This window comes from Lentzea sp. NPDC036949 (genome assembly GCF_055608075.1).
Genome location: NZ_JBVJRA010000008.1, coordinates 301,062 through 328,059, shown reverse-complemented (window position 1 = coordinate 328,059; position 26,998 = coordinate 301,062). Strand labels below are relative to the sequence as shown.

The window sequence follows — 26,998 nt, the reverse complement described above, 5'->3', positions numbered from 1 at the left end:
CTTCGTGCGCTCCCTGCCGGTCAGCTCACCAGGAAAGCTCGCGGCACCGCTGCGCTGACGAGCCGCCCTCGACCTGCAGCGTGGCGTGCTCGATGTGGTACTCGGTCTTGAGGAGCACCTGCGCGGCCTTGAGGACGTCCTCGTGATCCGCGTCCTCGGCCGTCGTGAGGTGCGCCGAGGCCACCTCCATGCCGCTGGTGAGCGTCCACACGTGCAGGTCGTGCGCCTCGACCACCCCGGGCAACTGGGCCAGCGCCGCCTGCACCTCGGTGACGTCCAACCGCTCCGGCGCGTGCTGGAACAGGATGTGCAGCGCGTTCTTGGCCAGCGAGTACGTCCGCGGCAGCACCCACACGCCGATCAGCACACCCATGATCGGGTCGGCGTACCTCCACCCGGTCGTGATGGTGACCAGCGCGCTGACCAGCACACCGACCGACCCGATGAGGTCCGCCAGCACCTCCAGGTAGGCACCCCGGACGTTGATGCTCTCCTTCGCGCCCTCCCTGAGCACGCTGAAGGACACGAGGTTGGCCGCAAGACCGAGGCTCGCCGCGATGAGCACCGGCCACCCCGCCACCGCCGGCGGGTCCTGGAACCGCCCCACGGCCTCGTAGATCACGTACCCGGCCACGCCGAACAGCAGCACCGCGTTGGCCAGCGCCGCGAGCACCTCGGCCCGGTAGAACCCGAACGTGCGGTTCTTCCCCGCCTTGGCCCTGCGCGCCACCATGATCGCCGCGAGCGCCATCCCGACCCCGAGCACGTCGGTGAGCATGTGGGCGGCATCGGAGATGAGCGCCAGCGAGGACGTCGCGAACCCCACGACGAACTCCACCACCATGAAGACCGCGCCGATCCCGAACGCGACCCACAGCCTGCCGGCGTGCCGCCCACTCGCGGACGCCGATCCGTGCCCATGCCCGTGACCCATGTTCGGAACATATAGCGACATGCGCATGAGTGCAATCCGGCGTATTCCTGACCTGGGACGGACGTGACGGACACCACCCGACGGGAGTTCATGGGGGGTGGGTGTGCGGGGGTGGTGCGGGCGTGCGCTAGGATCTTCCGTGTTGGTAGCGCCCCCGTAGCTCAGGGGATAGAGCACCGCCCTCCGGAGGCGGGTGCGCAGGTTCGAATCCTGCCGGGGGCACCACGAAGACGGGAACAAGATCAGCCGTAGCTGGCGATCTTGTTCCCATTTTTGTTCGCGCTGGTCACGGCCCTGCTGAGCATCGTCGAGCGATGGCGCAGCGAGCGAGGACCGGCCGAACGAACCCGGACACGGGCACGCATCACGCGTAGTGTCGTGAGCCATGCCGGAAGAACAAGGCGGCCCCGCGCTGGAACCCACGTTGTCCGAATGGCTCAAGGCACGCAAGGAGACGGCCGGCCACCTGGCGACGGGTGCCCCTCGGACCGTGGACGACAACTGGGTGCAGCGGCTCGCCGATTTGCTGGCGACCGAACGTTCGTGGCAGGACCAGTACACGGACCTGGTCGGGCTCGGCAGCCCGGACGGCCGCTTCCCGTCCTCGAACCGCTGAGCACACCGACGACGTCGTCCTGGTGGAGTGTCACCGCGATCGTCGCCCAGCACGCTCCAGTGCAGTGCGGACAGATCGGCGGGCGGCACGACGCGGGTGTGGCGATGGCGCGGGTTCAGCGCACCGGCCTCCACGAAGTCCACAGTGGATTCACCCACCACGTCGTCGTGAAGCGGGTCGGCGACGGCGATCCGGCGTGATCGACTGAAAACAGTGGTTTGTTCCCAAAACCGTGACCCACCATTCTGCGCGAACTCCGGGTCGCAGTCGTGCAGCGTCAGGGCGCGTAGCGCGCCATGCACTCGGCGAGGTCCGACCAGCCCAGCGGCCGAGCTGCCGGCACCGGCAACCGACCACCACCGGGCCGCGTCATGGACTCGGCCACCAGCCCGGCCACCGCCTCGGGAGCCTGCACGACGTCGCCGGCAAGCCGGGCGAGCACGATCAACGGCTCCGTGGGACCGGTCTCGATCGACACCGCCCATCCCTGCGTCGCACTCCAGACGAGCATGACATCGCGGTTCGGATGTGCCACCGCACGGCAGCCCAGCGCGATGTAGGCCGTGGCGGTGTCGGTGACCTCGAAGCTGACACCGTCGCGCGGCACGGAGAGCACCTCGGCGACCTTGAACACGTAACGCTCAAGGGCTCCGGACAGCAAATGCGTACCCTCTGACGTGGTGACCACCATGCTGACCCGTCTTCTTCCTCAGATCGCTGCGGAGCCGCGACCGAGCGCATGCAGACCGCGGAGGTGACGAAGCGAGTGGACAGGCCGATCAACGACCCTGCACCCACACTGTAACCGAGGCAAAGCCGAGCAGGCACTGCCCGGACCGGTGCACCATGCTGACGCCCGAACCGTGGACGGCAGTGGCTGCCGCCGTGATGATGCTGGCCTCAAGCACATCTCCGCGGCTCAGCACCGCCTCCCGTTGCCCGGGAACTGGCAGGATGTGGTGCGGGGAGTCGTGCTCGTCGGACGCGCGTTCCCCTTGCCGGCCCGAGGATTGGACGCAATGACACGCTCGTCGGTGTTCACGTTCCAGTACATCGCCATCGACACGGAGGCCGGTGTCACGCCGGAGGAGTTCGAGGCCTTCGTGCGTGCTGAGGGCGTTCACCTGCCCCTGTACCCGGGGTGGCGGTGGACGCTGCTGCGCGGGTTGCGCGGGGAGCGGACCGGGCAGTACCTGATGTTGTACGAGATCGAGAGCGCCGAGCAGCACGACCGCTACGTCACGGCCAGGGGTGAGCAGACCGAGCAGGCGCGGCAGTTCTGGGCGCGGCACCCCGAGGCGGAGGCCGTGCTGGCGCGGTGGCGGCGGCTGGGCACGTACGGCGAGCTGCCGACGTTGTTCACCGACTACCGGCTGCTGGCCGACAACCCGCGGAGCACCGTCACGCCCGGCCCCCGCTACCGCGACCGCCCCGGCGAGGAGCCCGTCGCCAGGGTCATCGGGATTCACAACCTGGCGTTGCGCGCCGGCGTGACCGAGGAGGTGTTCGACCGCTTCATCGCCGAGAACCACCACCGGATCGACGACTACCCGGACTGGCGGTTCCACGTGCTCAAGGGCGAGCGGGGCAACCGCCTCGACCAGTACGTGATGATGATGGAGATCGCGAGCCTGGACGCGCTGGACGTCTTCTACCCCGAGCCCGACATCGCCACCGGTGAGGCCGCGGAGTTCGCGGCCGCCCACCGCGACACCAAGCAGATGTACGAGGAGTGGAAGCAGCTGGCCTCGTTCTCGGGCTCGCCGCAGATCTACACGGACTACCTCGCCGTCGCGGAGAACCCGGCGTAGCGCCGCACGACCGGGACGGGCCCGGGTGCGGAGCCGGTCGCGCATCCCTGCCGGGCACCTCGCAGCGCGCGGGAAGAGCAGGGGGTGGAACCGCTCGTTCACAGCCTCTGGCCAGGATGCCGCGGGTGGTCGTCCAGCAGGGCGTGGACCAGCTCGATCGTGGGCTGCACCTCCTCGGCGCCCTCGTGGCGGGCCTTGGCGAGCTGGAGCACCCGAAGCGCGGTGTCCGGCCAGTTCCTGGTGTCCCGCACCCTGTCGTAGACCTCCCTGTGCCGGAAGGCGGCTGCGGCGATCCGAGCCGGCTGCGGTTCCGCCTTGTTGCGGAACGCGATGGCGGCCAGCGCTGCCGTGGTCTTGGCCGGCCACTGTCCGCTCTTCGTGCACAAGAGGTCCCATATCCACGCGGTGTCTCGGAACGACGGGTCACCGATGAGTTCCGGGGAGAGCAGCCGCCTCACGTCGTCCCAGGTGGTGACCGGGGTCGCGGCGAGCAGGGGTGGGATGAACTCGAAGAAGTCGTTCTTCCCGAAGCCGATCCACCACTCCACCCCCTGACCCCGCAGGATGGCGCGGCCGAGCACGGCCTCGACCGCCGTGTTCCTGTCCCCCATGAGGAGGTGGACGTAGGAGCTCAGCACGAACTCGGAGTCGAAGACACCGGAGCCCGACGTGCTGATCGTGGAGTGGGCTCGGGCGAACTCGACGAGGAGGTCGGGGAGTTCGTCGAAGGTCAGCCCCGCTCGCCACAACGCGACCGTGTCGTTCCAGCCGTGCTCCTGCTCCGGCCAGATGTCCGCCACCGAGAACGGGCCGAACGTCCTGACGTAGATCGCCAGGAGGTTGGCCGAGTAGATGGCGGCGGTGCGCACCATGTTGCGCCGCTCGGTCACATAGGTGGTGTAGCGGCGCGAGGGCGGGCGGTACGCGTGGTCGCGGATCAGCAGGCGCAGGGTGTCCCGGACGGACTCGGGGCACTCCTTGAGCATGTCGTCGAGGAAGAACAGGATCGGTGCCTGGGAGGACAGCGGCTGGTGCGAGAGGAGGGCGTGCAGGAGGTCGTCGTCGGGCACGTGGTTGCGGACCGCGAAGGTGGCGGTGGCCAGGTCGAGGAGGGTGGCGTGGATGTGCCGGGCTGCCAGGTGCTCGGCGAAGGTGAGGTGCAGGAACTCGTAGGCGTGGACGGTCGTCGCCTCGCGCGCTGTGCTGGTGTGGATGAAGAAGAACTCGCCGAAGACGTGCCTGCCGGTGCCGGTCTGCTCGTCCAGCGCGGCCAGGTCCGCGGTCAGCTCGGCCTCGCTGAGGCTCTGGCGGCCCCGGTTGACCATGCCGAGCGCCGCGATGGACAGCCGGCGCAGCACCGCCTCGACGTCGTCGGCCCTGGCAGCGGCGGTGGGCGGCGGGCCGTGCTTGCCGACCTCGCGATCCGCGTAGATCGTGAGCAGGCGCTCGTACAGCTCCGTTGTGGACAGCTCGGCGTCGTGGTCGACGCTGGGGTTGGCGTAGTACAGCGCGAGCAGCAACAGCAGCAGGGGCTGCCGGGAGATCTCCGGCTGCGCGGTCACGACCTCGAAGGGCAACGGCCGGCCTCCGGCGTTGACCCTGTTCCACCTGCTCAGCCACACCCGGACCTGGGCATCGGTGAAGTCGGCGATGGTGACCACGGGGGAGCCCTCCGGGATCTCCACCCGATCGGCGACGACCGTGCGCGAGGTGACCACCACCGCCACCGGACGCCCCAGGACGGCCTCGACGCGCTGGAACTCGGCGACCTGGTGCAGGTAGTCGAGCCGATCGGTGGGGCTGGCCCTGAGCAACTCGTCGAGACCGTCGAGGATGACGACGCGGATGGTGTCCGCGGCATCCTCGGTCAGGGTGGGCCAGCCGACCCGGCGGTGGGTGGCGGCCCGCAGCGACTGGTCGATCTGGTCGGCGATGGCCGCGTTCGCGCGCACGTCCCGCAGCCGCACCAGGACGACGGTGTAGCCGGAGCCGGACAGGCGAGCGGCGAGCACCCGCGACAGCAACGACTTGCCGGCGCCCGGCTGTCCGAGGACGACCAGCGGACGGGTGGTGGCGTCGGCCGTGGTGAAGTGGCGGGCCAGCATGAACTCGAGGTCACGCGAGGGCGGTTCGTCCGCGGCACCGCGGGGGACGTAGTGGGGGCTCACGAAGATCTGGTCGACCGTCGGCATGGTGAGCGGGAAGCCGTAGTCGGTGCTGGTGTCCAGGACGGGGCGGCCGAGCTCGGCCCGGTTCAGCTCGGCGATCATCTCGGTGCTGGGCCGTCCCACAGCACCCGGCCCGACCTTGAGCAGGCGTTCCAGCCTGCTCAGCGAGGTGTGCGTGGCCGCGTGGGCGATTTGACCCGCCCAGACGGCGAACTCCGGGACGTCGGTCTGCAGCTGGAGGTAGTACGACCGGTAGTTGCCGACCGTGGCGGTGCTCAGATCCGCACGCCGGATCCCGGCCGTGTGCGAGAGACCGGCCAGGAACTCGTACAGCTGGTCACTCACGGTCTGTGCCCACCGCTCGACCTCCTCCTCGACCTGTCCCGCCGTCACCGACGACGACGGGGTGGGGAGGGGGGCCGTGAACAGGGTGGCGAGGAGCCCCCGGTTGTTCGAGGAGTCGGCGACGGCGAGCTTCTCCTCCTCGGTCACACGGGCTCGGGCGAAGAAGGTCCCGTAGGTGGAACGGGCCGCGTCGAAGAAGGCGGTGAGGACGATCGTGGTGTGCGCGGCGATCACCAGCTCGTGCCGCCGGTAACCGGACGCCTCGGAGATCCGGTTGGTCAGCCGCCCGATGCCCTCCCGCACGATCCGCACGGTCTCGTTCTTCTGGTCGACCATCGCGAACAGCCCGTCCAGCGACAGGACCCCGGACCCGAGCACGACGCCGCCGGTCACGATGTCGAGCACCTTCAGCCACGGTGGATCGTCCTTGCCGAGGATCTTCAGCGCACCCCTGTACGACACCGCATCCCGCGCCATGCAACAACTCTAGTGCGCGATGGCCGCCGGTCGGCTGGCGAACGACCAGACCGGTGTCGATCAACTCCTGCTGCCCCTCGCGGCGGGTGACCACCTCGATCTCGTCGGATCAGGGCAGGCGCGCCCAGTCGAGTTCCTGGCGCAGGGCCCACTTCGTGCGGTGTGCGTGCCGCAGCGCGGCCATGTGGTCGCGGAAGTCACCGTCGCGGTCGCAACGGTCGAACAGGGCCTGAGCCTCGGCCAACAGGCGAGCCGCTGCACGGTAGGAGTCGCGGTTGCGGAGCTCGATCGCCTGGTCTGCGGCCCGCAGCAGGACGGGGGCCGCGTCGGCCGGGTGGTCGGCGGCACGGGCCCGCGCGAGGCGGAGCCACAGGCCGTCCGAGCAGCCGCCGTCGACGGCGGCCTGCCAGGCGGCGTCGATCTCGCCGTCCGCCAGCAGGATCTCCACCAGCGTCGAACGGCCCGGCGACCAGGGGGTGGTGGCGGGCGGTGTCTCGGCGAGGAAGGCGAGTGCGCGTCCCCGCCAGGGTGCGAAGCCCTCGGCGGTGGCGTGCCGGAGGGCGAGGTAGGACTCCTGGGCCGGGCGCTCGGTGAACTCGGCCCACAGCACCTCGCCCGCCTGGTCGCGCCTGCCCGCGCGCACGTGGATCTCGGCGGCCAGGGCGCGCAGGCGACGATCGGGCTCGAAGTCGGCCAGGCCGCGTTCCAGCCAGGTCAGCGCTTCGTCGTCGCGGCCGTCCGCGCACAGCCGCTCTGCGACGCGGAGCACGTCGTAGGCGCTGGTCACGTCCCTCGCCAGCACCTCGACCAGCCGGTCCGCGCCTCCTGACGACTCCGCCAGGTCCTCCATGAGGTGGGTGATGACGAAGCGGCGGGCGTTGTGGTCGCCCGGTCTCTTCGGCGGCAGCTCCTGCCACGCCTTCTCGACCAGTTCCCGGTACCGGGCCGTCCCCGCTGCGCCCAGCACCTCCTCGTACTCGGGGAGCGCGCCGAAGAACACCTCGTACTCGCTGTCGACCGCACGCGTGAACAGCCGCTCGGCCAGCTCCACCGGGTCCGGTGAACCCGCCTCGCACGCCGCCAGGTGGATCTCCTCCGCGCGGGCGATCGCCTCCGACAACCCGCCGTCGGAGTCGTCCACGTGCTCTCCCGAGGACTCCAGCAGCTCCAGCGCGTACTCGGCGAGGGTGATCGCGGCATCGGCGAAACCGGCGCCGATCAAGCGCTCGACCTCGTCCAGGGCCTCACCGACGTGCAGGAAGTAGCCGTACGCCTCGGCGTACTCGACGTAGTCCGGGATGTCGATGGCACGTTCCAGGCGATTTCTGATGTCCTGGTCGTCGAACGCGTCCGCGTGCCCGGCCGCGGCGGCGAGCCGGGCACGCAGCAGCCGGTCCGACTTCGCGGCCGTCATCAACTGCTCGACCAGCCACTCCTGGTCACAACCGCGCAGGAACGCCCGCAGGCGCTTCTCGGTCAACGGTGCCGAGCGCGGCTCCCCCACTTCGCCGCCTTGTTCCAGCCAGGCCAGCGAGGCGGCGACGCAGTGCTTGCAGAACATCCCGTCAGCTCCGTACGGGCACAAGCAGCTTCCGCGCAGGCCCGTGCGCGTCAGGTCCAGCCGCACGCGGTAGGAGCGAGTGCCGTCCACCGTGGCGTTCACGGTCGAGCCGCTCACCGCGACCCGCCGGACCTGACCCGCCGCGAAGTACCGCTGACCTCGCTCGAACGACTTCGCGCCGGCCAGCTCCCGCACCGTGCTCTGACTCACCATCACGGCCGATCATGGTGCCAAGCCTCGCGAGCAGCGGACCTCCCGCCACAGCCGCAGTGCCCTCGCTGACAGGTGCGGTCCTCGTCGTGGACGGATCAGAGCAGACCCGCGCTCATGAAGGCCAGCACACCGATGAACCCGACGATCACGAACACCCACGCGCCGGTCGTCCACAGCCAGAACCCGCTGTGCCCGTCCCGCCTCCGCACCGCCACCGCGGCCAGCCCGCAGGCCACCGCCACCAGCAGTGCGATGCCGACGTACACCACCTTCGCGAGGTCGGGGCTCACGGCGTGCTCGCCGCGATGTCCTGCACGACCTGGCACGCGCTCGGCACGGGGTCGAGCGAGTTCACGTGCCCGGCCAACCGGCACAGCAGCCGCTTGAACGTCTCCCTCTCCTCTTCCGGCAACGCCGACAGCACGTGCGCCTCGGCGTGCCGCAGCCGCCGGTCGAGGTCCTCCAGGCGTGCGCGGCCGGCGTCCGTCGCCACCACCAGGCGCGTGCGGCGGTCGGTCGGGGCGGGCCTGCGGGTGACCAGCGCGGCGCGTTCGAGGTCGTCGAGGAGGTACGTCATGACCGTGCGGTCGATGCCCAGTTGCTGGCACAGCGCGGACTGGCTCTCCGGCCGGTCGCGGGTCGCGGCGGTGAGGACCTGGTAGCCGCGGTGGCCGCCGGGCAGGTCGCCGACCGCGGCGCCGGTGGCCTTGACGTAGGCGCGGAAGACCACGCCGAGGGTCCAGCCGAAGTCTTCGTCGAGAGCGGTCACCCGACCAATGCTAGCCCGAACAGAACGTCTGCTCAGTAGAAGATCTGTGTGGCATACTTTCGGCATGACAGAGTATGGCCACCCGCTTGAGTTCGGTGTCTTCCTGCCGCCCACCGCCGAGCGGTTCTCGGACACGTTGCGCCTCGCCCAGGCCGCTGACGTGCTCGGACTCGACCTGGTCAGCCTTCAGGACCACCCGTACAACGCGACGCACCTCGACACGTGGACGTCGTTGTCGGTCATCGCCGCGGCGACCAGCAACGTGCGCGTGTTCCCCAACGTCGCGAATCTCCCGCTCAGGCCACCGGCCGTCCTTGCGCGTGCGGCCGCGAGTCTCGACCTCATCACCGGTGGGCGCGTGGAGCTCGGGCTTGGCGCGGGGGCGTTCTGGGACGCCATCGCCGCCATGGACGGGCCGCACCGCACGCCGCCGCAGTCGGTCGAGGCGCTCGAAGAGGCCATCGGGGTGATCAGGGCGCTGTGGACGCCGGGACGCGGGGTTCACCTGCACGGCAAGCACTACTCGCTGAACGGTGCGCGGCCGGGTCCGTTCCCCGCGCACGACATCGGCATCTGGGTGGGCGCCTACAAGAAGCGGATGCTGCAGCTGACCGGGCGCCTGGCCGACGGGTGGCTGCCGTCGAGCCCGTACGCACCGCCCGAGCGGCTCGGCGCGATGAACCGGGTCATCGACGACGCCGCCGTCGCCGCCGGCCGCTCCCCCGCCGCGATCCGCCGGCTCTACAACATCACGGGCGACCTCACCGCCGAGCAGCTCGCCGGCCTGGCGCTGGAGCACGGCATCAGCGGCTTCGTCCTCATGGTCGAGGCCGACGGCGACGAGGAGCTGCGCCGGTTCGCCGAGGAGGTCGCGCCCGCGGTGCGGGAGCTGGTCGCGGGCGAACGCAGGCCGGCCCCGCAGGTGGCCGACAGCCTCGGCGTCACCCCGACGCCGGACGACGGCACGCGGCTCTCGCGGGAGCGGCTGTGGGACGAGGGCGCACGTCCGACCAGCCCCGCGCCGCAGGGCGACTCCGTCTACACCGCGGCCGGCAAGGCCATGGGCCGGCAGTTGATCGACGTGCACGACCACCTGCGCGAGGAGCTGGCGAAGGTCCGCTCGCTGGTGCAGCAGGTCGCGAGCGGCACGCTCGACGTCGGCCGGGCGCGGTCGGAGATCAACACGATGACCATGCGCCAGAACAACTGGACGATGGGCGCGTACTGCGAGAGCTACTGCCGTCTGGTCACCGTGCACCACACGCTCGAAGACCGGACGCTCTACCCGCAGCTGCGCAGAGGCGATGAACGTCTTGGGCCCGTGCTCGACCGCCTGAGCGAAGAACACCGTGTCATCCACGACGTGCTTGAACGCGTGGACGCCGCATTGGTCGCCACGGTCGCCGATCCGCACAAGATCGTGGAGCTGCAAGCAGCGGTCGACGTGCTGACGGACACGCTGCTGTCCCACCTGTCCTACGAAGAACGCGAGCTCGTCGAACCCATGGCGCGCATACCGTTGCGCCACTGACGGCGAACCTGGTGCCGCTGTGGCGGCAGCTCGACGCGGACCGAGGCGCCACGGCCGTTGGGCACGAACCGGACCGATCCGCCGTGCACGGCGACGATGTCCGCCACGATCGCGAGTCCCAGGCCGGAACCGGGCAGGCGCCGGGCGTCGGGCGCGCGCCAGAACCGTTCGAACGCGGCGGACCGGTGCTCCACGGGCAGGCCGGGGCCCTCGTCGGTGACCGTGAGCCAGCCCGGCCGCGACCGCACGGTGATCATGGACCCGGCCGGTGCGAACTTCACCGCGTTGTCCAGCAGGTTCAGCACGCTGCGCTCCAACGCGGCCGCGTCACCGAGCACCGACCACTCCGCGCGTTCGACGTCGAAGACGTGCTCGTGGGCCCGGCTGCGGGCGCGCCGGACCGCCCGGTCGACGACGCCGGAGACCTCGACCGGTTCGCGCGCCAGCTCGCGTTCGTCGCGGGCGAGCAGCACCAGCTCGTTGACCAGGTCGCCGAACTCGCGGCTCTGCGCCTGCACCCGGTCCAGCACCTCAGCGCGGCCGGGCAGCTCGCGGCCGGTGCGCTCGGCGCGGACCAGCAGGTCGATGTTGGTGCGCAGGCTCGTCAACGGCGTGCGCAGCTCGTGCGCGGCGTCGTTGACCAGGTCGCGCTGCCGGCGGCGGGACTCGGCGAGCGCGGTGGTCATCGCGGTGAACGCCCGGCCCAGGCGGCCCACCTCGTCCTGGCCGGAGACGGTGACCGGCGTGGTCAGGTCCTCGGTGCGGGCTATGTGCTCGGCCGTCTCCGTGAGGCGTTCCATCGGTGCGAGCGCGCGCCTCGTGAGCCACAAACCGCCGGCGGCGACCAGCAACGCGCCGAGCACGGCGACGCTCGCGAGCACACCGGCCAGCGTGGTGAGGGTGCTGTCGATCTCGGCGAGGCTCCGGCTGAGCACCAGGACGGTGCCGTTGTCCAGCGGTTGCAGCAGCACCCGCGCCGCCGTGCCGGACCGGGTCACGCCGTCGCGGAACGTCGTGGACAGCGCCTGGAGGTCGGCGGCGGTCGTGACGACCGGGTCGACGCCGGGCGGTGCGCAGCTCGTGCCGTCCGGGCGGAGCTCCTGGATGCCCTGGAGCACCTGCTGCAACCCCTCGCCCGGTACGCCCTCGTCGCAGCGCAGCTTGAAGAACCGGACCTCGCCCGGCCGCTGCGGGAGCCGCACCGGTGGCGGCAGGCTCGCCACCAGCGACTTGTCGAGCTCGGAGCGCAGGTTGTGCTCGGTGACCACCCACGTGACGACGCTGATGCCCGCTATCGCGACCGCGACCACGCACGCGGTGATGACCGCGAGCTTGCTCCGCAGCAGCACCGGGCCCCTCACAGCGACTCGCGCAGGATGAAACCCAGGCCGCGCACGGTGTGCAGCAGCCGCGACCGGCCACCGGCCTCCGTCTTGCGGCGCAGGTAGCCGATGTACACGTCGAGGTTGTTGGTGCCCTGGTCGTGGCCCCACACCGCGTGCTTGAGGTGCTGCTTGGTGAGCAGCCGCCCCGGATCGGCGAGGAACACCGCGAGCAGGTCGAACTCGGTCGGCGTCAGGTCGAGCCGGGTGCCGCCGCGGCAGACCGCGCGTTCGACCGGGTCCATCCGCAGGTCGGCGAACTGCAGCAGCGACGGCTCCGCGCGGTGGCGGTTCTGCTTGAGCAACGCGCGCACGCGGGCCAGCAGCTCCTCCAGCGCGAACGGCTTGACGAGGTAGTCGTCGGCACCGGCGTCCAACCCGGTCACCTTGTCCCCCAACGCGTCACGTGCGGTCAGCATCAGCACCGGCAGCCGCTCGCCGGCCGCGCGCAACCGGCGGCACGCCTCCGAGCCGTCGACGTTCGGCATCATCAGGTCGAGGATCGCCAGGTCGATCCCGCTCAGCCGGCGCAGCGCCTCCGCCCCGTCCGCGGCCGTGGTGACGTCGTAGCCCTCGAACTCCAGGCTGCGCCGCAGGCTGTCCCGCACGTCCGGGTCGTCGTCCACCACCAGCAGTCGCATGGCGGTGACGGTAGGGCCGCGACCTGTGAGCCCGCTGTGTGAGCACGCGGGCTCTCACGAACCTCTCAGCAGAAGCCAAGGACGTTCTCACGACCGCACCAGAACCCTGGAACGGGAACGACGCAACGTGTCCACAGTGGAACGGAGAGCAGATGGCGGTCAGCGGGGCGCCAGCCGCGGTGCGGCGCCGTGACGACAGGACCACGACGACCGTGGACATCATGATCCCCGTCCACAACGAGGAACGCGCGCTGCCGGGGTGCGTCGAGGTGCTGCACGGGTTCCTGCGCGAGCAGTTCCCGTTCGACTGGTCGATCGTGGTCGTCGACAACGCGAGCACCGACGCGACCCTGGCCACGGCGCACGACCTGGCCGCGCGGTTCGACCGGGTGCGCGTGCACCACCTCGACCGCAAGGGCCGGGGACGCGCGCTGAAGGAGGCGTGGGGAGCGAGTGAGGCGGCCGTCGTCGTCTACATGGACGTCGACCTGTCCACCGGTCTCGACGGGCTGCTGCCGCTGGTCGCGCCGCTGGTCAACGGCCACTCCGACCTCGCGATCGGCTCACGGCTGGCACCGGGTTCGCGCACCGTGCGCGGGCCGCGGCGCGAGATCGTGTCGCGCGGCTACAACGCGTTGATCCGGCTCACGCACGGCGCCCGGTTCAGCGACGCCCAGTGCGGGTTCAAGGCGGCACGGCTGGAGGTGGTCCGGCCGTTGCTCGAACGGGCCGGCGACGACGCGTGGTTCTTCGACACCGAGCTGCTGCTCCTGGCCGAGCACAACGGTTTGCGGGTGCACGAGGTGCCGGTGGACTGGGTCGAGGACGTGGACAGCCGGGTCGACGTGCTCGGCACCGCGCTCGACGACGTGAAGGGGCTCATCCGGGTGGCGAGGGCCAAGGCGAACGGCACCGCGCGCGTGCCGGACCTGCCGCGGCGCCCGGAGCCGCGGGCGATCCACCCCGACGCGGTGCTCAGCCGCAGCGAGGGCGGGCTGTCCTGGCAGGTGCTGTCGTTCGCGGTGATCGGCGTGGTCTCCACGCTCGCGAACCTGGCGCTGTACGGCGTCTTCCGCACGTGGTGGCCGGTGCTGACGGCGAACCTGCTGGCGCTCGTGATCACCACCCTGGTCAACACGGAGGCCAACCGGCGCTTCACGTTCACCGCCCGCAACACCGCCCGCGGCCGGACGCACCTGCAGGGCCTCGTGGTGTTCGGCCTGTACTACGCGTTCACGTCGGCCGCGCTGCTCGTGCTGCACGCGGCCACCCCCGACCCGTCCCGGCTGCTGGAGCTGGCGGTGCTGCTCGGCTCGTCGGCGCTCGGCACGGCGGGACGCTTCTTCCTGCTGCGGAGCTGGGTGTTCCGCCGGGACGACCGAAAGGAACCAGCATGACCGCCACTGCCGAGGTGGCCGCACCCGCCGCCACGCCCGCGGACACCCGTCCGGCGCGCTGGCCTGCCTGGGCGCTCGCGGCGATCTGCGCGGCCGCCGGTGCGCTGTACGCGTGGCGGATCGGCGCGGGCCAGGTGGGCAACTCCTACTACGCGGCCGCAGCCAAGTCGATGTCGACGTCGTTCACGAACTTCCTGTTCGGCTCGTTCGACCCGGCCGGCGTGGTGACCGTCGACAAGCCGCCGATGGCGCTGTGGCCGCAGGCGGTCTCCGTGTGGCTCTTCGGGTTCCACGGCTGGGCGGTGCTGCTGCCGCAGGTCGTCGAGGGCGTCGCGGCGGTGTTCCTGCTGCACCGGACGGTCCGGCGGTGGGCGGGCGAGCACGTGGCGCTGCTCGCGGCGTTGATCTTCGCGCTGACGCCGATCACCGTGGCGATCAACCGCGACAACAACCCGGACACGCTGCTGGTGCTGACGCTCGTCGCGGCGGCCTACGCGCTCACGCGGTCGGTGCAGGCCCCCGAGAGCCGGGTGCGGACGACGTGGTTGCTGTGGTGCGCTTTCTTCATCGGCTGCGGGTTCCTCACGAAGATGCTGCAGGCGTGGATCGTGGTGCCGGGCTTCGCGCTGGCGTACCTGGTGGCGACGGGCTCACCGCTGAAGCGGCGGGTCGCCGACCTCCTGGGCGCCGGGGTGGTGCTGGTCGTGTCGTCGTTCTGGTGGGTGGCGCTGCACGCGTTCTGGCCGGGGGCCAAGCCGTACATCGGCGGGTCCACCGACGGCGGCGCGTGGGACCTGATCATCGACTACAACGGCCTGGGCCGGGTGTTCGGCGGCTCCGGCAACCGCGGTGGCGGTGGCGAGCGGATGATCGGGACGCCGCCGGCGGGGATGGAGGTCGCCGGTCCCGGTGGCGGCGCGATGTTCGGCGGTCAGGCGGGCGTCACCCGCATGTTCGACAACGCGGTCGGCGGGCAGATCTCGTGGCTGCTGCCGTTGAGCCTGCTCGTGCTGGTCGCGGTCGTCGTCGGCGGGGTGCTGCGGCTGCGGCGCGAGGTGCCGGGTGACGCGGCCGAGCGCGCGGGCTGGTTCCTGTGGGGCAGTTGGCTGCTCGTGACGATGGCGGTGTTCAGCTTCGCGCAGGGCATCTTCCACCCGTACTACACGACGATGCTGGCACCGGCCGTCGCCGCGATCAGCGCTGCGGGGCTGGTGATGTTCTGGCGGGCCAGGAGCGTCGTGCGGTTCCTGCTGCCGGTCTCGGTCGTGCTCACGGCGGCCTGGGCGTTCGTGGTGGTCTCGCGGGACACGTCGTGGCACGGGTGGGCGCGCTGGGCGGTCGTCGGGGTGGCCGCGGTGGCGGTCGTCGTGCTGCTGGCAGGGCTGCGCCGGACCGGGCTGGTCGCGGCGGTGGTGGCGGTGCTGCTGGTGCCGGCCGTGTGGTCCACCGCGACGGCGGCGACCGCGACGGACAACGGGGTGATGCCCGCGGCCGGACCGGCTGACGGTGGTGGGCAGTTCTTCCGCGACGGGCCGGTGCCAGGTGGGCAGGCTCCCGGCCAGATGCCCGGTGGGCAGACGCCTGGCCAGATGCCGCCGAACGGGACCCGGCAGGCGCCTGACGGTCGTGCTGACCACGGCCAGCAGATGCGCGGCCCCGGCCCCGGCAGTCGTGAGCTCACCGAGGAACAGCGCAAGATCCTGGCCTATGCCAAGGAGAACAGCGGTGGCGCCGCGATCACCCTGGCCGTCGCGGGCTCGGCGCAGGCGGCGGCGCCGTTCATCATGGGCTCCGACGAGGTGGTGATCGGCATGGGCGGGTTCTCCGGTTCGGACGACGCGCCGTCGGTCGACCAGCTCCAGGCCTGGGTGAGCGGGGGCAGGCTGAAGTTCGTGCTCGGCAACGGGGGCGGCATGGGCATGCGCGGTCCCGGCGGCACGGACAACGGCCGCCAGGAGTGGATCACGCAGCACTGCTCCGCCGTCGATCCGTCGCTCTACGGCGGCAGCTCCGCGCAGACGTTGCTGGAGTGCAAGGCGTAGCCCGTCCCCTCGTCCGGATCGTCCCGCTCGGCCTCGCCGGGGCCCGCCTCCGCGGGGCCGAGCGCGTGCCGGATCTGCTCCTGGCTGGCACCGAACATGAAGCACATGCCCGCGACGCTAGGGGGCGGCGCGGGCCGTCGGCTTCTCGATTCCTGCCCGGTTCGTCCCGGCTCGGGGCAACTCCGGTGGAACGGCCGGCGAAATTTGCACGCGCACCGTGCGCGGAGGGCACCGGCGTGGTGGGCTGTGCGTCCTGCCGGACGGGAGACACGGCCGGCCGGGAGACAAGGGGGTGCCGCCGTGACCGATCGTGGCGACCGCATCGTGAGCGTGCTCGAAGAGGCGTTCACCGACCTGATGACGGCCGACCCGGCCGCGTTCCGGCACAAGTTCCGCAAGATGGCGGCGGAACCGTTCGCGTTCTACCGCGGCAGCGCCTGCCTGTTCTACGCGGACATGGCGGAGCTGCCGGACGAGTGGGCCGACGACCGCACCGGCCGCATCTGGATCCAGGGCGACCTGCACGCGCAGAACTTCGGCACCTACATGGACTCCGAGGGCACGCTCGTCTTCGACGTCAACGACTTCGACGAGGCCTACCTCGGCTCGTTCACGTGGGACCTGCGCCGCTTCGCCGCCTCCATGGCGTTGCTCGGCTGGCGCAAGGCGTTGCCCGACAGCGCGATCACCGAGCTGATCGGCACCTACGTGGCCGCCTACGTGACGCAGGTCCGCACGTTCGCCGAGAAACCCGGCGACGAGCTGTTCAGCCTCGGCCTCGACAGCACGGAGGGCGCCCTGCACCGCGTCCTGCAGCGCGCCCGCCTCGCCACCCGCATCGACCTGCTGCGCGAGAAGACCACGATCCGCGACTACGAGCGGACGTTCCGCCGTGACCGCGAAGGCACCCACGAACTGTCCGACGAGGTCCGCGCCGCCGTCGAACAGGCCTACGCCGCCTACCTCGACACGATCCCGCAGGGCAAACGCGCCAGCAGCCGCACCTACACCGTGAAGGACGTGGTGGGCCGCAGCGGTTTCGGCATCGGCTCCGCCGGCCTGCACGCCTACAACATCCTCGTCGAGGGCCGCACCCAGGCGCTGGAGAACGACGTGGTGCTGTCGATGAAGCAGGCCAACGTCGCCGCCCCGAGCCGCATCGTCCCCGACGACCGCATCCGCGCGTACTTCACCGACCACGGCCACCGCACCGCCGTCTCCCAACGCGCACTGCAGGCCCACGCCGACCCGTGGCTCGGCCACACCGAGATCGACGGCGTCGGCTACGTCGTCGCCGAGCTCTCCCCGTACGAGGCCGACCTCGACTGGTCCGACCTCACCGAGCCCGCCGACATGCTGCCCGTGCTCGACTACCTCGGCCGCGCCACCGCCAAGATGCACTGCGTCGCCGACGAGGACTCCGAGCAGACCCTGGTGGACTTCCAGTGCGAGGAGGCCATCGCCGAGGTCATCGGGTCGCGCGAGCGCGAACTCACCGAGTCGATCGTGACGTTCGCGCTGGACTACGCGCAGCAGACCCGGGAGGACCACCGGCTGTTCGTGGACGCGTTCCGGGACGGCCGGATCAAGGGAGTCGGCTCGACCGCCTGACCCGTCCCGTGCGGAGCCGACAGGTCCGGCGGGAATGTCCTGGCCGGACCGGCGCTTGTACCCGGTCGTGAAGCTCGTCTACGTCTTCGACGCCTACTGCGGCTGGTCGCACGCCTTCTCCGGCACGCTGCGCGCCCTCACCGAACGCCATCCCGACCTGCCGGTGGAGGTCGTCTCCGGTGGGCTGTTCACCGGGTCGCGGCGCGTGCCGATCCGCGAGTTCGGGTTCATCAAGGACGCGAACGTGGAGGTGACCGCACGTACGGGCGCGCGGTTCGGCGACGCGTTCAACCGGCTGCTCGACGAGGGCGAGTTCGTGATGGACTCCGAGGGTGCCGCCCGCGGGGTGGCCGCGGTGCGCGAAGCCGCGCCGGAGCGGGCCGCTGAGCTGGCCATCGCGGTGCAGCAGGCGTTCTTCCACGACGGCAGGAGCCTGTCCGACCCGGAGACGTTCCGCGGGATCGCCACCGACTTCGGGCTCGACGGCGACGCGGTGGTCGCGGCGTTCCACAGCGCGCAGCCGGAGGCGGACTTCGTGCGCGCGGCGCGGTTCGGCGTCAGCGGCTACCCGACGCTGATCGCGCTCGACGGGACGAACGGGTACGCGCTCGCCCGCGGGCACGCGACGGCCGAGGAGGTCGAGGAACGGCTCGCGGCCATCCGCTGAGCAGGGTGCCAGATGTTGTGCCTTCGACGCCCCGAGGTTCGCGCGGCGGTTCAGCTCACGTGCACGTGGTGGCGTCCGGCCCAGGCCCCCACGACCGGCAGCACGTCGGTCATCCACTCGCGTGCCGCGGCCGTCAGCTCGTACCTCGCCGCCCGGCGGATCACGAAACCGTTGTCCTGCAGGCGTTCCAACGTCCGGTGCACGGTCGGCCCCGCCGTGGCGACGAGCTCCTCGAACGCCTTCGGACCCTCTGACAGCTCCACGAGCACGTGCGGCAGCAGGTCGCTGCCCATCAGCTCCTGCAACGCGAGCAGGTGGTGCAGCGCCGCGGTGTCCGTGCGGCGTTCCGCGAACGAGCCGGGGTCGTGCACCTGGACGCGCGCCCGGCCGCCGCGCTTGGCGAGCTGCAGTGCGGCGTCGGCCTCGCGGACCAGGTCGACCACCGTGGCACCGGGGTCGGGGACGTGCGCGCCGACGCCGATCGAGGCGGTCTGGCCGGTCAGCGTGAGGCCGTAGCCGTCGTTCGTGGTGATGTCGGTCCGCAACGCCCTGATGCCGCGCAGGATCCGCTCGGCGACCACGGCGGCCTCGCCCGGTGTGGTGCGCGGCAGCAGGACCAGGAACTCGTCGCCGCCGTACCGGCAGACCAGGTCCGCGGAGCGGGTGTGCGTCGTCAGCACGCCCGCCACATCGGTCAGCACCACGTCTCCGGCCGGGTGGCCGTAGTCGTCGTTGATCTTCTTGAACCGGTCGAGGTCGATCATGAGCAGCGCGACCTGCTCCCAGCGGCGCTGCGCCCTGCGGTACAGCGCGGGCGCCTGGTCGTCCCAGCCCCAGCGGCCGAGCAGGCCGGTGAGGCGGTCCGTGGCCCAGGCACCGAGCGGCTGAGCGCAGGAACCGCACCGCGAGGGAGCGCTCTCGTCGTGCAGGACAAGGGAACGAGCAGCACCGTCGTTCACAGTCAGCCCCATCCGCGCCGTCGTCATCAGTCCCCCCAGACGTCAGCCCTGACTGGCCTCAGCTGCCACGTTCAACTGAAGTGACGTCGTTCGGATCAAACGCGACACAGCAGTGGAAGCGGCGGACTGTGAGCATAGGGCTACGCACTGGTGGATTCAACCCTTGTGATGCCATATGCTCGCGAGGTTCCACAGCAGTGGAATGATTGCCGGCCGTAGGGTCGCTCCAGCGGAGGTGTGGCGTGAGGCCGTTCGCCGAGGTCCTCAACGAGCTGTGCAACAACCCGCCCAACCACCCCGGCAAGATGACCAACGTGGCGCTCGCGGCGGCGGTCAGGGAACGCGGCGGGGACATCGGGCACGGCTACATCTCGCAGCTGCGGCTCGGCGTCAAGGACAACCCGACCTGCCAGGCCGTCGTCGACCTCGCCGGCGCGCTCGGCGTGCACCCCGCCGTGTTCCTGGGCGGACGGCGCGAGCTCTACCGCGGTGAACGCCCCGGCTGGCGCGCCACCGCGCTGAGCACGCTGTTCGAGGCGGTGCACCCGCCCGACCGCGGCCCGTGGTCGCCGGAGGAGGTCGCGGCGTCGATCAGCAGCGCCGGCCACTACGGCAGCATCTCCGCGAGCTACATCCGCGAGCTGCTCAGCCAGGCCAGCGCGAACCCGCGGCTCAAGCACATCCTCGGGCTCGCCGACCACTTCGGCGCCGATCCCGCGTACTTCTTCGACGACGACGTCGCGGCGAAGGTCGACTCGGAGCTGACCGACTTCCTGGCGCTGCGCGAGCTCGGCGTGGTCGAGTTCGTCACCCGCCTGGCCGAGCGGACGGGTGAACTCTCCCCGCAGGCCAGAGCCGCTGCGGTAGAAGGGTTCCGGCAGGCGCTGGAGGTCGGCGAGGGCTGGACGTTCCCGATGAAGGGCCGCCGCACCCCGCCCGAGAACGCGTGAAGATCGCGATCTGGACCGCTGCTGCCGAGGACGAGAGGAGGCGCCGGGTGAACCGCAGGAAGCTGCGCGAGCTCGTCGACGAGGTCACCCGCGACCTCGACCTGCCGCCTGACGCGACGCACCGGGACGCGAGCCGCCGGGTCTGCGAGCTCATGGGCGAACGGCTCGGGAGCCCGGTCGAGGTGCGCTTCGCGCAGATCACCGGGACGACGTGCCTGAGCGGCGCGACGGCGTTGCTGGAGAACGGCACGTACCTCGTGCTCTGCGCCGACTCGCCGTCGTGGTACCACCGCCTGCACGTGCTGCTGCACGAGTTCGCGCACGCGTTGCTGCGGCACGAGCCGGTGGCGCTGACCAAGGCCGAGGGCATGCGCAAGCTCGCCCCGAACCTGCTGCCGCGGATGGCGCAGATCATCGCCGGGCGCACCACGCTCACCGAGGACGAGGAGCGCCAGGCCGAGAACCTCGCCGACCACCTGCTGGAGCGCCTGACCGAGCACCACGTGTGGGCGGACACGGCGGGCACCGACACCGCTCCGCACGTGCGGCGGATCGCCGAGTCGCTCGAGGGGCGATCCCGCTGGGTGCGTCGTGGCGATCTTTGACCTGGCCTACCTCTCCAGCGGTCTGACCGGTCTGCTCCTGCTCGCCTACAAGATCCGGGCGCTGCGCTCGAACTGGGGCAGCCCCAGGGTCGTCGCGCTGATCTCGACGGTGTCGTTCTCCGCGTTCGCCGTGTTCTTCGCCGCGCCCGCGAACATCACCTGGATCAACTGGGTGTCGGGCGTGCCGAACTTCGCGGCGCTGCTGGTGTACTCGCTCGTGGTCGGGTTCTCCGGCTCGTCGTTCGCGTTGGTGCTGTACTGGCGTTGCCCACCGGTCCAGGCGTGGCAACGGGTCCGGCTGATCCTCATCGGCTACGGCACGATCATCGCGGCGATGGTGGTGCTGTTCTTCAAGTCCGAGGTCGGCGACGAGCGCCAGGTCGACTTCGACACGTTCTACGCCACGCAGCCGACGGTGGCGGTGTTCCTGTTCGTCTACTTCGTGGCCACGGCGGTCGGCTGCGGCGGGCAGGCCTACCACTGCTGGCAGGGTGCGCGTGACGAGGCGATCTCGGCGCGGCCGTGGCTCGCGCGGGGGCTGCGCTGGTACGCGCTCACCGGTCTGGGGCCGGTGGCGTTCGCTGTGGTCAAGCTGTTCGTGCTGCTGATGAACTGGGCCGGTGAGCGCAGCTTCGACGTCCTGAGCACGGCCGCACCGCTGGTGGCGGCGCTCAGCATCGTCCCGCTGGTGATCGCGATGGCGTTGCCGGTGTTCGGGCCGCGCCGCCCGTCGCCGCGGCTGTGGCTGCGCCGGTGGCGGACGTACTTCCTGCTGCGGCCGCTGCACCGGTCGCTGGCGCACGTGAACCCGCACATCGTGCTGGTCGCGCCGGGCAAGTTCCTGAACCCGCACCACCGGGTGCGCAGGCAGATCATCGAGCTGAACGACTGGCGCTGGGCGCTGACGCCGTACTACGACCTGTCCGTGGGCGAGTCGGCCACCACCCTGGCCCGCGCGGCCGAGCTGCCCGCCGACGAGCTGGCCGCCGTGGTCGAGGCCGCCCAGCTGCGCGCCGCCGGCACCGCCGAGGCCCGCCGCAGGCCACCTCAGCGCCGTCCCGCCGCCGAGATCGTCGACGGGACGGACCTCTCGACCGAACACGACCGGTGGGTGCGCATCTCGCGCGCGTTCCAGCACTCGCCCATCGTCGACGCCGCGGTGGCCGACGCCGCCCGCGTGCACGCAGCAGGGGGAAACGACTAGATGGCACCGACACACGCCGTGGTCCTCGGCGGAGGACTCGCCGGGATGCTCGCCGCGACCGTCCTCGTCAAGCACTACGACGAGGTCACCGTGGTCGAGCGGGACCAGCTGCCGGACGGCCCCGAGCCGCGCACCGGCGTGCCGCAGGCCCGGCACGCACACCTGCTGATGTCCGGTGGTGCCCGCGCGATCGAGGAGCTGCTGCCCGGCACGCTGGACGAGCTCCTCGCCGCCGGCGCGCACCGCATCGGCGTGCCCAACGCGCTGGTGTCGCTGAGCGCGCAGGGCTGGGTGCCGCGGTTCCCGGAGATGCAGTACATCGTCTCGTGCAGCCGCAGCCTGCTCGACTGGGTCGTGCGCAGCCAGGCGTTGCGGGACAACAAGATCTCGGTGCTGACCGGCACGGAACCGGTGTCGTTGCTGGGTGACGGCGACGCCGTGACCGGGGTGCTGGTGGAGGACCGCGTCTCCCGCGAGCGCGTCTCGCTGGAGGCGAACCTCGTCCTCGACGCCACCGGCCGCGCCTCGAAGCTCGCGCGGTGGCTCGCGGACTTCGGGCTGCCCGAGGTGCCGCAGGAGACGGTCGACTCCGGTCTCGCCTACGCCACGCGCGTGTTCCGCGCCCCCGCCTCGGCCGCGACGGACTTCCCGATCGTCAACGTGCAGGCCAACCCGCGCGACCCGCACCCCGGTTGCACGGCGACGCTGCTGCCGATCGAGGGCGGGCGCTGGCTCGTGACGCTCTCCGGCACCCGCGGCGGCGAGCCCACCACCGACGAGTCGCGGTTCGTCGACTTCGCCCGCTCGGTCCGCAACCCGGTCGTCGGCGACCTCATCGCCGACGCCGAGCCGCTGACCCCGGTCTACGGCGCCCACGGCACCGCGAACCGCCGCCTGTTCTTCGAACGCCTGAAGCCCTGGCCCACGGGCGTGCTCGCGCTCGGCGACTCGGTCGCCACCTACAACCCGGTGTACGGCCACGGCATGTCGATCGCCGCGCAGAGCGCGCTGGCCCTCGACGCGGGCCTGCGCTCCGGTGCCACCGCGCAGCAGGTGCAGCGCGCCATCGCGAAGGTCGTCGACGGCGCCTGGGCCATGGCCACCAACCAGGACATCCTCTACCCCGACGCGATCGGCAAGCCGCTGCCGCTGGCGGGCCGCGTCCTGCAGCGCTACGTCGACCGCCTGGTCCGCACCGCGACCTCCGAACCGGCGGTGACCCGCGCGTTCATCGACGCGTTCACCCTCTCCGGCCCGATGACGAACCTGATGAGCCCGAGGGTGTTCCTGGCGACCTTGCGCGGCCCGCGCACCGCTGCCCCCGCCCTGACGCTGACCGCGGAGGAACGCGCCCGCGTCACCGGCCCGGCGTGAAGTCCAGGCTCTGCACGTACTCCATCGCCCGGCTGAACTCCGGGTCGCGCATCCTGGCGTCCAGCTCGTCCGGGGCCGGTTCGGCGACCCGCTGGTGCACCCACCACAGGTTGCCGAACGGGTCGGCGAACCTGCTCACCCGGTCACCCCAGAACAGCTCGGTCGGCTCGGTGAGCACCCGCGCGCCGTTCTCCACCGCCCGCAGGAGAACGGCCGCGTCGTCGGCGACGTACAACCGCAGGAACCCCGGTGTGGCCGGCCAGTCCGGATGGTCGAACATCATCACCACCGAGTCCCCGATCCGCACCTCGGCGTGGCCGATCGCCCCGGCCTGCCCGACGCGCCCCAGCTCCACCGCCCCGAACACCTCGACGACGAACTCGATCAGCTCCACCGTGCGGCCGCGCGTGATCAGCCACGGCGTGACGGTGTGGTAGCCCTCCGGCACAACGTTCATGGCCCGACCGTATGGCCGATGTAGGACGACATCGGTCCTACTTCTGGCCTAGGTTTCCGGCATGAGCGACGCCGCCCGGCTCCTGCGCCTGTTGTCCCTGCTGCAAACCCCGCGCGAGTGGCCGGGCAGCGAGCTCGCCACCCGCCTCGGCGTCACCGGCCGCACGATCCGCCGCGACGTCGACCGCCTGCGCGACCTCGGCTACCCGGTGGAGGCGACCCTCGGCACCCTCGGCGGCTACCGCCTGGTCGCCGGCCAGGCCATGCCCCCGCTGCTCCTCGACGACGAGGAGGCCGTCGCCATCACCCTGGGCCTGCACACCGCGGCCCGCCAGCCCGTGTCCGGCATCGCCGACGCCTCCCTGCGCGCCCTCGCGAAACTGCGCCAGGTCCTGCCCCCGCGCCTGGCCCGCCGCGTGGCGACCCTGACCGCCACGACCTCGTCCTCGCCGGTCCCCGCGGCCGCACTGGTCGACCCCGCCCAGCTGACCGTGGTCGCCGCCGCCGCACACGCCTGCGAACGCCTGCGCTTCTCCTACGTCTCCACCGAGGGCGTGACCTCGAAACGCCACGTGGAACCCACCCGCCTCGTCGCACTCGGCCGCCGCTGGTACCTGCTCGCCCACGACCTCGACCGCGCCGACTGGCGCGTCTTCCGCCTGGACCGGATCACGTCGGCCCTCGCGACCGGCGCCCGTTCCACCCCGCGCACCGCACCCGGCGGCGACGCCGTGGCGTACGTGGCACAGCGGATGTACGACTCGGTGCCGGTGCACCGGGCTTCCGCGACGCTGCGGTTGCCGGTGGAGGTGGCGCGGGCCCGCCTCGGTGACGCCGCCGGGGAGCTGCGGGCACTCGACGCGGCGTCGTGCCGGTGGGAGAGCGGGGAGGACACCGTCGAGTACCTGGCGTTCCGGTTGACGTTGCTGGACTGCGACTTCACGGTGCACGGACCGGGGCCGCTGGTCGACCACCTGCGCAGGGTGGCGGCCCGCATCACCCACTCGATAGGCGCCGGTTCAAGGACAGAAACATGACAAACGATCTGAACCCCACCTGGATCGTTAACCTGCGACCCACGGCAACTGTCCGCAGACCCCCCAAGGCACAGCGGAAGAACGGTGACTCCCGTGCCCTTAGACATCCACCCGAAGGTGTTCCTGGCGTACGCCCACAAGGACCGCCAGCACGCCGACGCCCTGCAAGCCGGCCTGGAAGCCCGCAACGTCACCACCTCCCTCACCGAGCTGACCGACGCACCGGTGCCCGACGCGATCGCGTCGTCGGACTACTACGTCCTGCTGTGGTCGTCCCACACACCGTCGCGCGAGTGGGCCACGGACACCTGGATCGCCGACTTCGCCGCGGAGCTGACCCGCCGCCGCGCGTTCCTGTTCATCGTGCGCGTGGACGAGGAACCGCTGCCGTTGCTGACGCCGCGCAAGCACGTGGACCTGGTGGACGCGGTCGAGCGGCTGGTCACGGCGTGGCGGTCGGACCGCAAGTCGGCGTTGCCGGTGTTCCCGCAGCCGCGGCCACCGGTCGCGGACGGGCCCACGGTCGCGGTGTCGGTGCGCAGCCACGACCTCGGCATCACGCACGTGGTGATGGCGCCGCTGCACCTGACCGGCGAGGCCCTGCACGGGGCCGTGCACACCGCCTTGCGGTTGCCGGAGGAGCAGGTCAGCTTCGACGGCACGGTCGCGATCCGGTTCTCCTACCAGCTGTTGCACCAGGACAGCCCGATCGCGCGGGATGAGTCCACTGTGGACCTGACAGCGGTCGACCTCGGCATCAGGGTCGAGTGGCTGGGCCCCGAGGACGCGCTCGACGTCGACCAGCAACGGCTGCTGCTCATCGCCGCGTTCCGCCATTTGCTCCCGTAGCGGTTCACCCGTTCCGGGGTCACACACGCGTGCATGCAACCCGGTAGGTTGACCGGCATGTCCGAGCCGTTCTCGTGGGTGCCCGCAGGAATCAACACCGACGTGCCCAGCGCGGCGCGCGTCTACGACTTCCTGCTGGGAGGTGGCCACAACTTCGCCTCCGACCGCGTGGTCGGCGAGAAGGTCCTCGGCGTGCTGCGCGACGGCCGGGCCATCGCCGCGTCGAACCGGTCGTTCATGCGCCGGGCCGTGCTGATGATGATGCAGCAGGGCATCACGCAGTTCCTGGACCTGGGCTCGGGCATCCCGACGGTCGGCAACGTGCACGAGATCGTGCAGCAGGAGAACCCGGACGCGCGCGTGGTCTACGTCGACTACGACGAGGTCGCCGTCTCGCACAGCCAGCTGATCCTGGAGGGCAACCCGAACGCCGGCGTCGTGCAGGCCGACATGTGCTCCCCGCGGGACGTGCTGTCCGACCCGGTCGTGGAGGACCTCATCGACCTGTCCCGGCCCGTCGGCCTGCTGATGGTGGCCGTGCTGCACTTCGTGCCCGACGAGAAGGGTCCCGCCGACGTCGTCGCGCGTTATCGCGACGCCATGCCGCAGGGCAGCCTCATCGCGTTATCGCACCTCACGGCCGACTTCAAGCCGCAGGAGATGGGGTCCGTCGTCGAGGCCATGCAGCACAGCCGCGACCCCATGTACTTCCGCTCGCGCGACGAGTTCCTCCCCATGTTCGAGGGCATGGAGGTCCTGGAACCGGGCGTCGTCGCGGCACCGCACTGGCACCCCGAGCTCGGCCCCGCCGGAGAAGGCGGCCCCGAGGACGTCTACGTGGGACTCGCCCGCAAGCTCTGAGCACCACCACGGGAGAATGGCCTCCGTGGAGCCGCTCGAGACCGCGCCGGGTGTGCGGGCACGGATGAGCAAGCAGAAGTCCCGCGACACGCAGATCGAGATCGAGCTGCGCAGGGCGCTGTTCGCCGCGGGCCTGCGCTACCGCGTGCACCGCCGGCCCCTGAAGAGCGTGCGCAGGGAGGCCGACATCGTCTTCACCGGCGCGAAGGTCGCGGTCTTCGTCGACGGGTGCTTCTGGCACGGCTGCCCCGAGCACGCCACGTGGCCCAGGAACAACGCCGAGTTCTGGCGGACGAAGATCGAGACCAACCGCCGCCGTGACCTCGACACGGACGCGAAGCTCACCGATGCCGGCTGGCTGGCGGTGCGCGTGTGGGAACACGAGGACGCCGCAGCCGCGGCCGCCCGCGTGCACGAGGTGGTGCTGAGCAGGCGACCGCGCTGATCGAGCCGGGCGCTTTTCCCTCCTCCAAGACCGGGGTGTCGTGGCGTGATCTGCCGAAGCGGTATGGGGGGCGGGCGGGTCGTGCGGCGGGCA

General features: G+C 71.2%; 26 protein-coding genes and 1 tRNA gene. 16 read left to right on the top strand and 11 right to left on the bottom strand.

Annotated elements, in window-relative coordinates; genetic code table 11:
- Window positions 1-25 precede the first annotated feature (25 nt).
- Complete coding sequence (locus ACZ7CD_RS24295) at window positions 26-934, bottom strand: cation diffusion facilitator family transporter (RefSeq protein WP_360395487.1); 909 nt, start codon at window positions 932-934, stop codon at window positions 26-28.
- A gap of 150 nt (window positions 935-1,084) precedes the next feature.
- On the opposite strand from ACZ7CD_RS24295, the gene ACZ7CD_RS24290 reads away from it, so the two are divergent.
- A tRNA-Arg gene (locus tag ACZ7CD_RS24290) sits at window positions 1,085-1,159 on the top strand.
- A 160-nt stretch (window positions 1,160-1,319) separates the two neighbouring features.
- Window positions 1,320-1,550, top strand: a complete 231-nt coding sequence (locus tag ACZ7CD_RS24285; protein ID WP_360395485.1) for a hypothetical protein — start codon at window positions 1,320-1,322, stop codon at window positions 1,548-1,550.
- Between the two features lie 277 nt (window positions 1,551-1,827).
- Here ACZ7CD_RS24285 and ACZ7CD_RS24280 read toward each other — a convergent pair whose 3' ends face one another.
- The gene (locus tag ACZ7CD_RS24280; RefSeq protein WP_360395483.1) at window positions 1,828-2,241 is read right to left on the bottom strand and encodes a DUF6292 family protein; all 414 of its coding nucleotides are present in this window, start codon (window positions 2,239-2,241) and stop codon (window positions 1,828-1,830) included.
- 328 nt (window positions 2,242-2,569) lie between these two features.
- Here ACZ7CD_RS24280 and ACZ7CD_RS24275 point away from each other — a divergent pair, with 328 nt between their 5' ends.
- The gene (locus ACZ7CD_RS24275; protein ID WP_470379726.1) at window positions 2,570-3,361 is read left to right on the top strand and encodes a hypothetical protein; all 792 of its coding nucleotides are present in this window, start codon (window positions 2,570-2,572) and stop codon (window positions 3,359-3,361) included.
- 98 nt (window positions 3,362-3,459) lie between these two features.
- Here ACZ7CD_RS24275 and ACZ7CD_RS24270 read toward each other — a convergent pair whose 3' ends face one another.
- From ACZ7CD_RS24270 to ACZ7CD_RS24255, 4 genes are all read right to left on the bottom strand, one after another.
- Window positions 3,460-6,351, bottom strand: coding sequence for an NACHT domain-containing protein (locus ACZ7CD_RS24270; protein ID WP_458430471.1), 2,892 nt, complete (start codon window positions 6,349-6,351; stop codon window positions 3,460-3,462).
- 109 nt (window positions 6,352-6,460) lie between these two features.
- Window positions 6,461-8,125, bottom strand: coding sequence for an SWIM zinc finger family protein (locus ACZ7CD_RS24265; protein WP_470379725.1), 1,665 nt, complete (start codon window positions 8,123-8,125; stop codon window positions 6,461-6,463).
- A gap of 95 nt (window positions 8,126-8,220) precedes the next feature.
- A complete protein-coding gene (locus ACZ7CD_RS24260) occupies window positions 8,221-8,415 on the bottom strand; it encodes a hypothetical protein (RefSeq protein WP_470379724.1) in 195 nt (64 codons plus the stop codon).
- Window positions 8,412-8,894 carry a MarR family winged helix-turn-helix transcriptional regulator gene (locus ACZ7CD_RS24255; protein ID WP_360395467.1) on the bottom strand — a complete coding sequence of 161 codons (483 nt, stop codon included), beginning with the start codon at window positions 8,892-8,894 and terminating at the stop codon, window positions 8,412-8,414. The genes ACZ7CD_RS24260 and ACZ7CD_RS24255 overlap by 4 nt, the downstream gene beginning before the upstream one ends.
- Before the next feature lie 64 nt (window positions 8,895-8,958).
- Here ACZ7CD_RS24255 and ACZ7CD_RS24250 point away from each other — a divergent pair, with 64 nt between their 5' ends.
- Complete coding sequence (locus ACZ7CD_RS24250; protein ID WP_360395465.1) at window positions 8,959-10,425, top strand: LLM class flavin-dependent oxidoreductase; 1,467 nt, start codon at window positions 8,959-8,961, stop codon at window positions 10,423-10,425.
- Here ACZ7CD_RS24250 and ACZ7CD_RS24245 read toward each other — a convergent pair.
- A complete protein-coding gene (locus ACZ7CD_RS24245) occupies window positions 10,371-11,786 on the bottom strand; it encodes a sensor histidine kinase (protein ID WP_470379723.1) in 1,416 nt (471 codons plus the stop codon). The two genes, ACZ7CD_RS24250 and ACZ7CD_RS24245, sit on opposite strands and share 55 nt — an antisense overlap.
- A complete protein-coding gene (locus ACZ7CD_RS24240) occupies window positions 11,783-12,448 on the bottom strand; it encodes a response regulator transcription factor (protein WP_360395461.1) in 666 nt (221 codons plus the stop codon). Before ACZ7CD_RS24240 ends, ACZ7CD_RS24245 begins: the two co-directional genes overlap by 4 nt.
- Window positions 12,449-12,600: 152 nt before the next feature.
- Between ACZ7CD_RS24240 and ACZ7CD_RS24235 the strand changes: the two genes are divergently transcribed.
- Window positions 12,601-13,845, top strand: coding sequence for a glycosyltransferase (locus tag ACZ7CD_RS24235; protein WP_470379722.1), 1,245 nt, complete (start codon window positions 12,601-12,603; stop codon window positions 13,843-13,845).
- Entirely contained in the window at window positions 13,842-15,887 is a 2,046-nt protein-coding gene (locus ACZ7CD_RS24230; protein ID WP_470379721.1) for an ArnT family glycosyltransferase, read from the top strand. Before ACZ7CD_RS24235 ends, ACZ7CD_RS24230 begins: the two co-directional genes overlap by 4 nt.
- Here the strand turns inward: ACZ7CD_RS24230 and ACZ7CD_RS24225 are convergent.
- Entirely contained in the window at window positions 15,842-15,994 is a 153-nt protein-coding gene (locus ACZ7CD_RS24225) for a hypothetical protein (RefSeq protein ID WP_470379720.1), read from the bottom strand. The two genes, ACZ7CD_RS24230 and ACZ7CD_RS24225, sit on opposite strands and share 46 nt — an antisense overlap.
- A gap of 250 nt (window positions 15,995-16,244) precedes the next feature.
- Between ACZ7CD_RS24225 and ACZ7CD_RS24220 the strand changes: the two genes are divergently transcribed.
- Both ACZ7CD_RS24220 and ACZ7CD_RS24215 read left to right on the top strand, forming a co-directional pair.
- Window positions 16,245-17,498 carry a DUF2252 domain-containing protein gene (locus ACZ7CD_RS24220; protein WP_470375192.1) on the top strand — a complete coding sequence of 418 codons (1,254 nt, stop codon included), beginning with the start codon at window positions 16,245-16,247 and terminating at the stop codon, window positions 17,496-17,498.
- Window positions 17,499-17,532: 34 nt separating this feature from the next.
- Entirely contained in the window at window positions 17,533-18,165 is a 633-nt protein-coding gene (locus ACZ7CD_RS24215; RefSeq protein ID WP_458430463.1) for a DsbA family protein, read from the top strand.
- A 50-nt stretch (window positions 18,166-18,215) separates the two neighbouring features.
- Here the strand turns inward: ACZ7CD_RS24215 and ACZ7CD_RS24210 are convergent, their stop codons facing one another.
- Window positions 18,216-19,136 (bottom strand): GGDEF domain-containing protein, encoded by a 921-nt coding sequence (locus ACZ7CD_RS24210; RefSeq protein ID WP_470370245.1) that lies wholly within the window; start codon window positions 19,134-19,136, stop codon window positions 18,216-18,218.
- Between the two features lie 230 nt (window positions 19,137-19,366).
- Here ACZ7CD_RS24210 and ACZ7CD_RS24205 point away from each other — a divergent pair, with 230 nt between their 5' ends.
- Genes ACZ7CD_RS24205 through ACZ7CD_RS24190 form a run of 4 tightly spaced genes read left to right on the top strand, consistent with a single transcriptional unit; the run spans window position 19,367 to window position 23,257 of the window.
- Entirely contained in the window at window positions 19,367-20,074 is a 708-nt protein-coding gene (locus tag ACZ7CD_RS24205; protein ID WP_458430462.1) for a hypothetical protein, read from the top strand.
- A 47-nt stretch (window positions 20,075-20,121) separates the two neighbouring features.
- Window positions 20,122-20,679, top strand: a complete 558-nt coding sequence (locus ACZ7CD_RS24200; RefSeq protein WP_360395444.1) for a hypothetical protein — start codon at window positions 20,122-20,124, stop codon at window positions 20,677-20,679.
- Complete coding sequence (locus ACZ7CD_RS24195) at window positions 20,666-21,883, top strand: MAB_1171c family putative transporter (protein ID WP_470379719.1); 1,218 nt, start codon at window positions 20,666-20,668, stop codon at window positions 21,881-21,883. The genes ACZ7CD_RS24200 and ACZ7CD_RS24195 overlap by 14 nt, the downstream gene beginning before the upstream one ends.
- Window positions 21,884-23,257, top strand: a complete 1,374-nt coding sequence (locus ACZ7CD_RS24190) for an NAD(P)/FAD-dependent oxidoreductase (protein WP_470379718.1) — start codon at window positions 21,884-21,886, stop codon at window positions 23,255-23,257.
- Here the strand turns inward: ACZ7CD_RS24190 and ACZ7CD_RS24185 are convergent.
- Entirely contained in the window at window positions 23,241-23,714 is a 474-nt protein-coding gene (locus tag ACZ7CD_RS24185) for a VOC family protein (protein WP_360395440.1), read from the bottom strand. The two genes, ACZ7CD_RS24190 and ACZ7CD_RS24185, sit on opposite strands and share 17 nt — an antisense overlap.
- 61 nt (window positions 23,715-23,775) lie before the next feature.
- Between ACZ7CD_RS24185 and ACZ7CD_RS24180 the strand changes: the two genes are divergently transcribed.
- The 4 genes from ACZ7CD_RS24180 to ACZ7CD_RS24165 all read left to right on the top strand — a co-directional run bounded on the left by ACZ7CD_RS24180 (window position 23,776) and on the right by ACZ7CD_RS24165 (window position 26,905).
- On the top strand, window positions 23,776-24,750 hold the full coding sequence (locus ACZ7CD_RS24180) for a helix-turn-helix transcriptional regulator (protein WP_470379717.1): 975 nt from the start codon (window positions 23,776-23,778) through the stop codon (window positions 24,748-24,750).
- A gap of 93 nt (window positions 24,751-24,843) precedes the next feature.
- Window positions 24,844-25,599: a toll/interleukin-1 receptor domain-containing protein gene (locus ACZ7CD_RS24175; protein WP_360395437.1), complete on the top strand. Its 756-nt coding sequence runs from the start codon at window positions 24,844-24,846 to the stop codon at window positions 25,597-25,599.
- A 57-nt stretch (window positions 25,600-25,656) separates the two neighbouring features.
- Window positions 25,657-26,460: an SAM-dependent methyltransferase gene (locus ACZ7CD_RS24170; protein WP_470379716.1), complete on the top strand. Its 804-nt coding sequence runs from the start codon at window positions 25,657-25,659 to the stop codon at window positions 26,458-26,460.
- A 16-nt stretch (window positions 26,461-26,476) separates the two neighbouring features.
- Window positions 26,477-26,905: a very short patch repair endonuclease gene (locus ACZ7CD_RS24165; RefSeq protein WP_360395434.1), complete on the top strand. Its 429-nt coding sequence runs from the start codon at window positions 26,477-26,479 to the stop codon at window positions 26,903-26,905.
- Window positions 26,906-26,998: the final 93 nt, after the last annotated feature.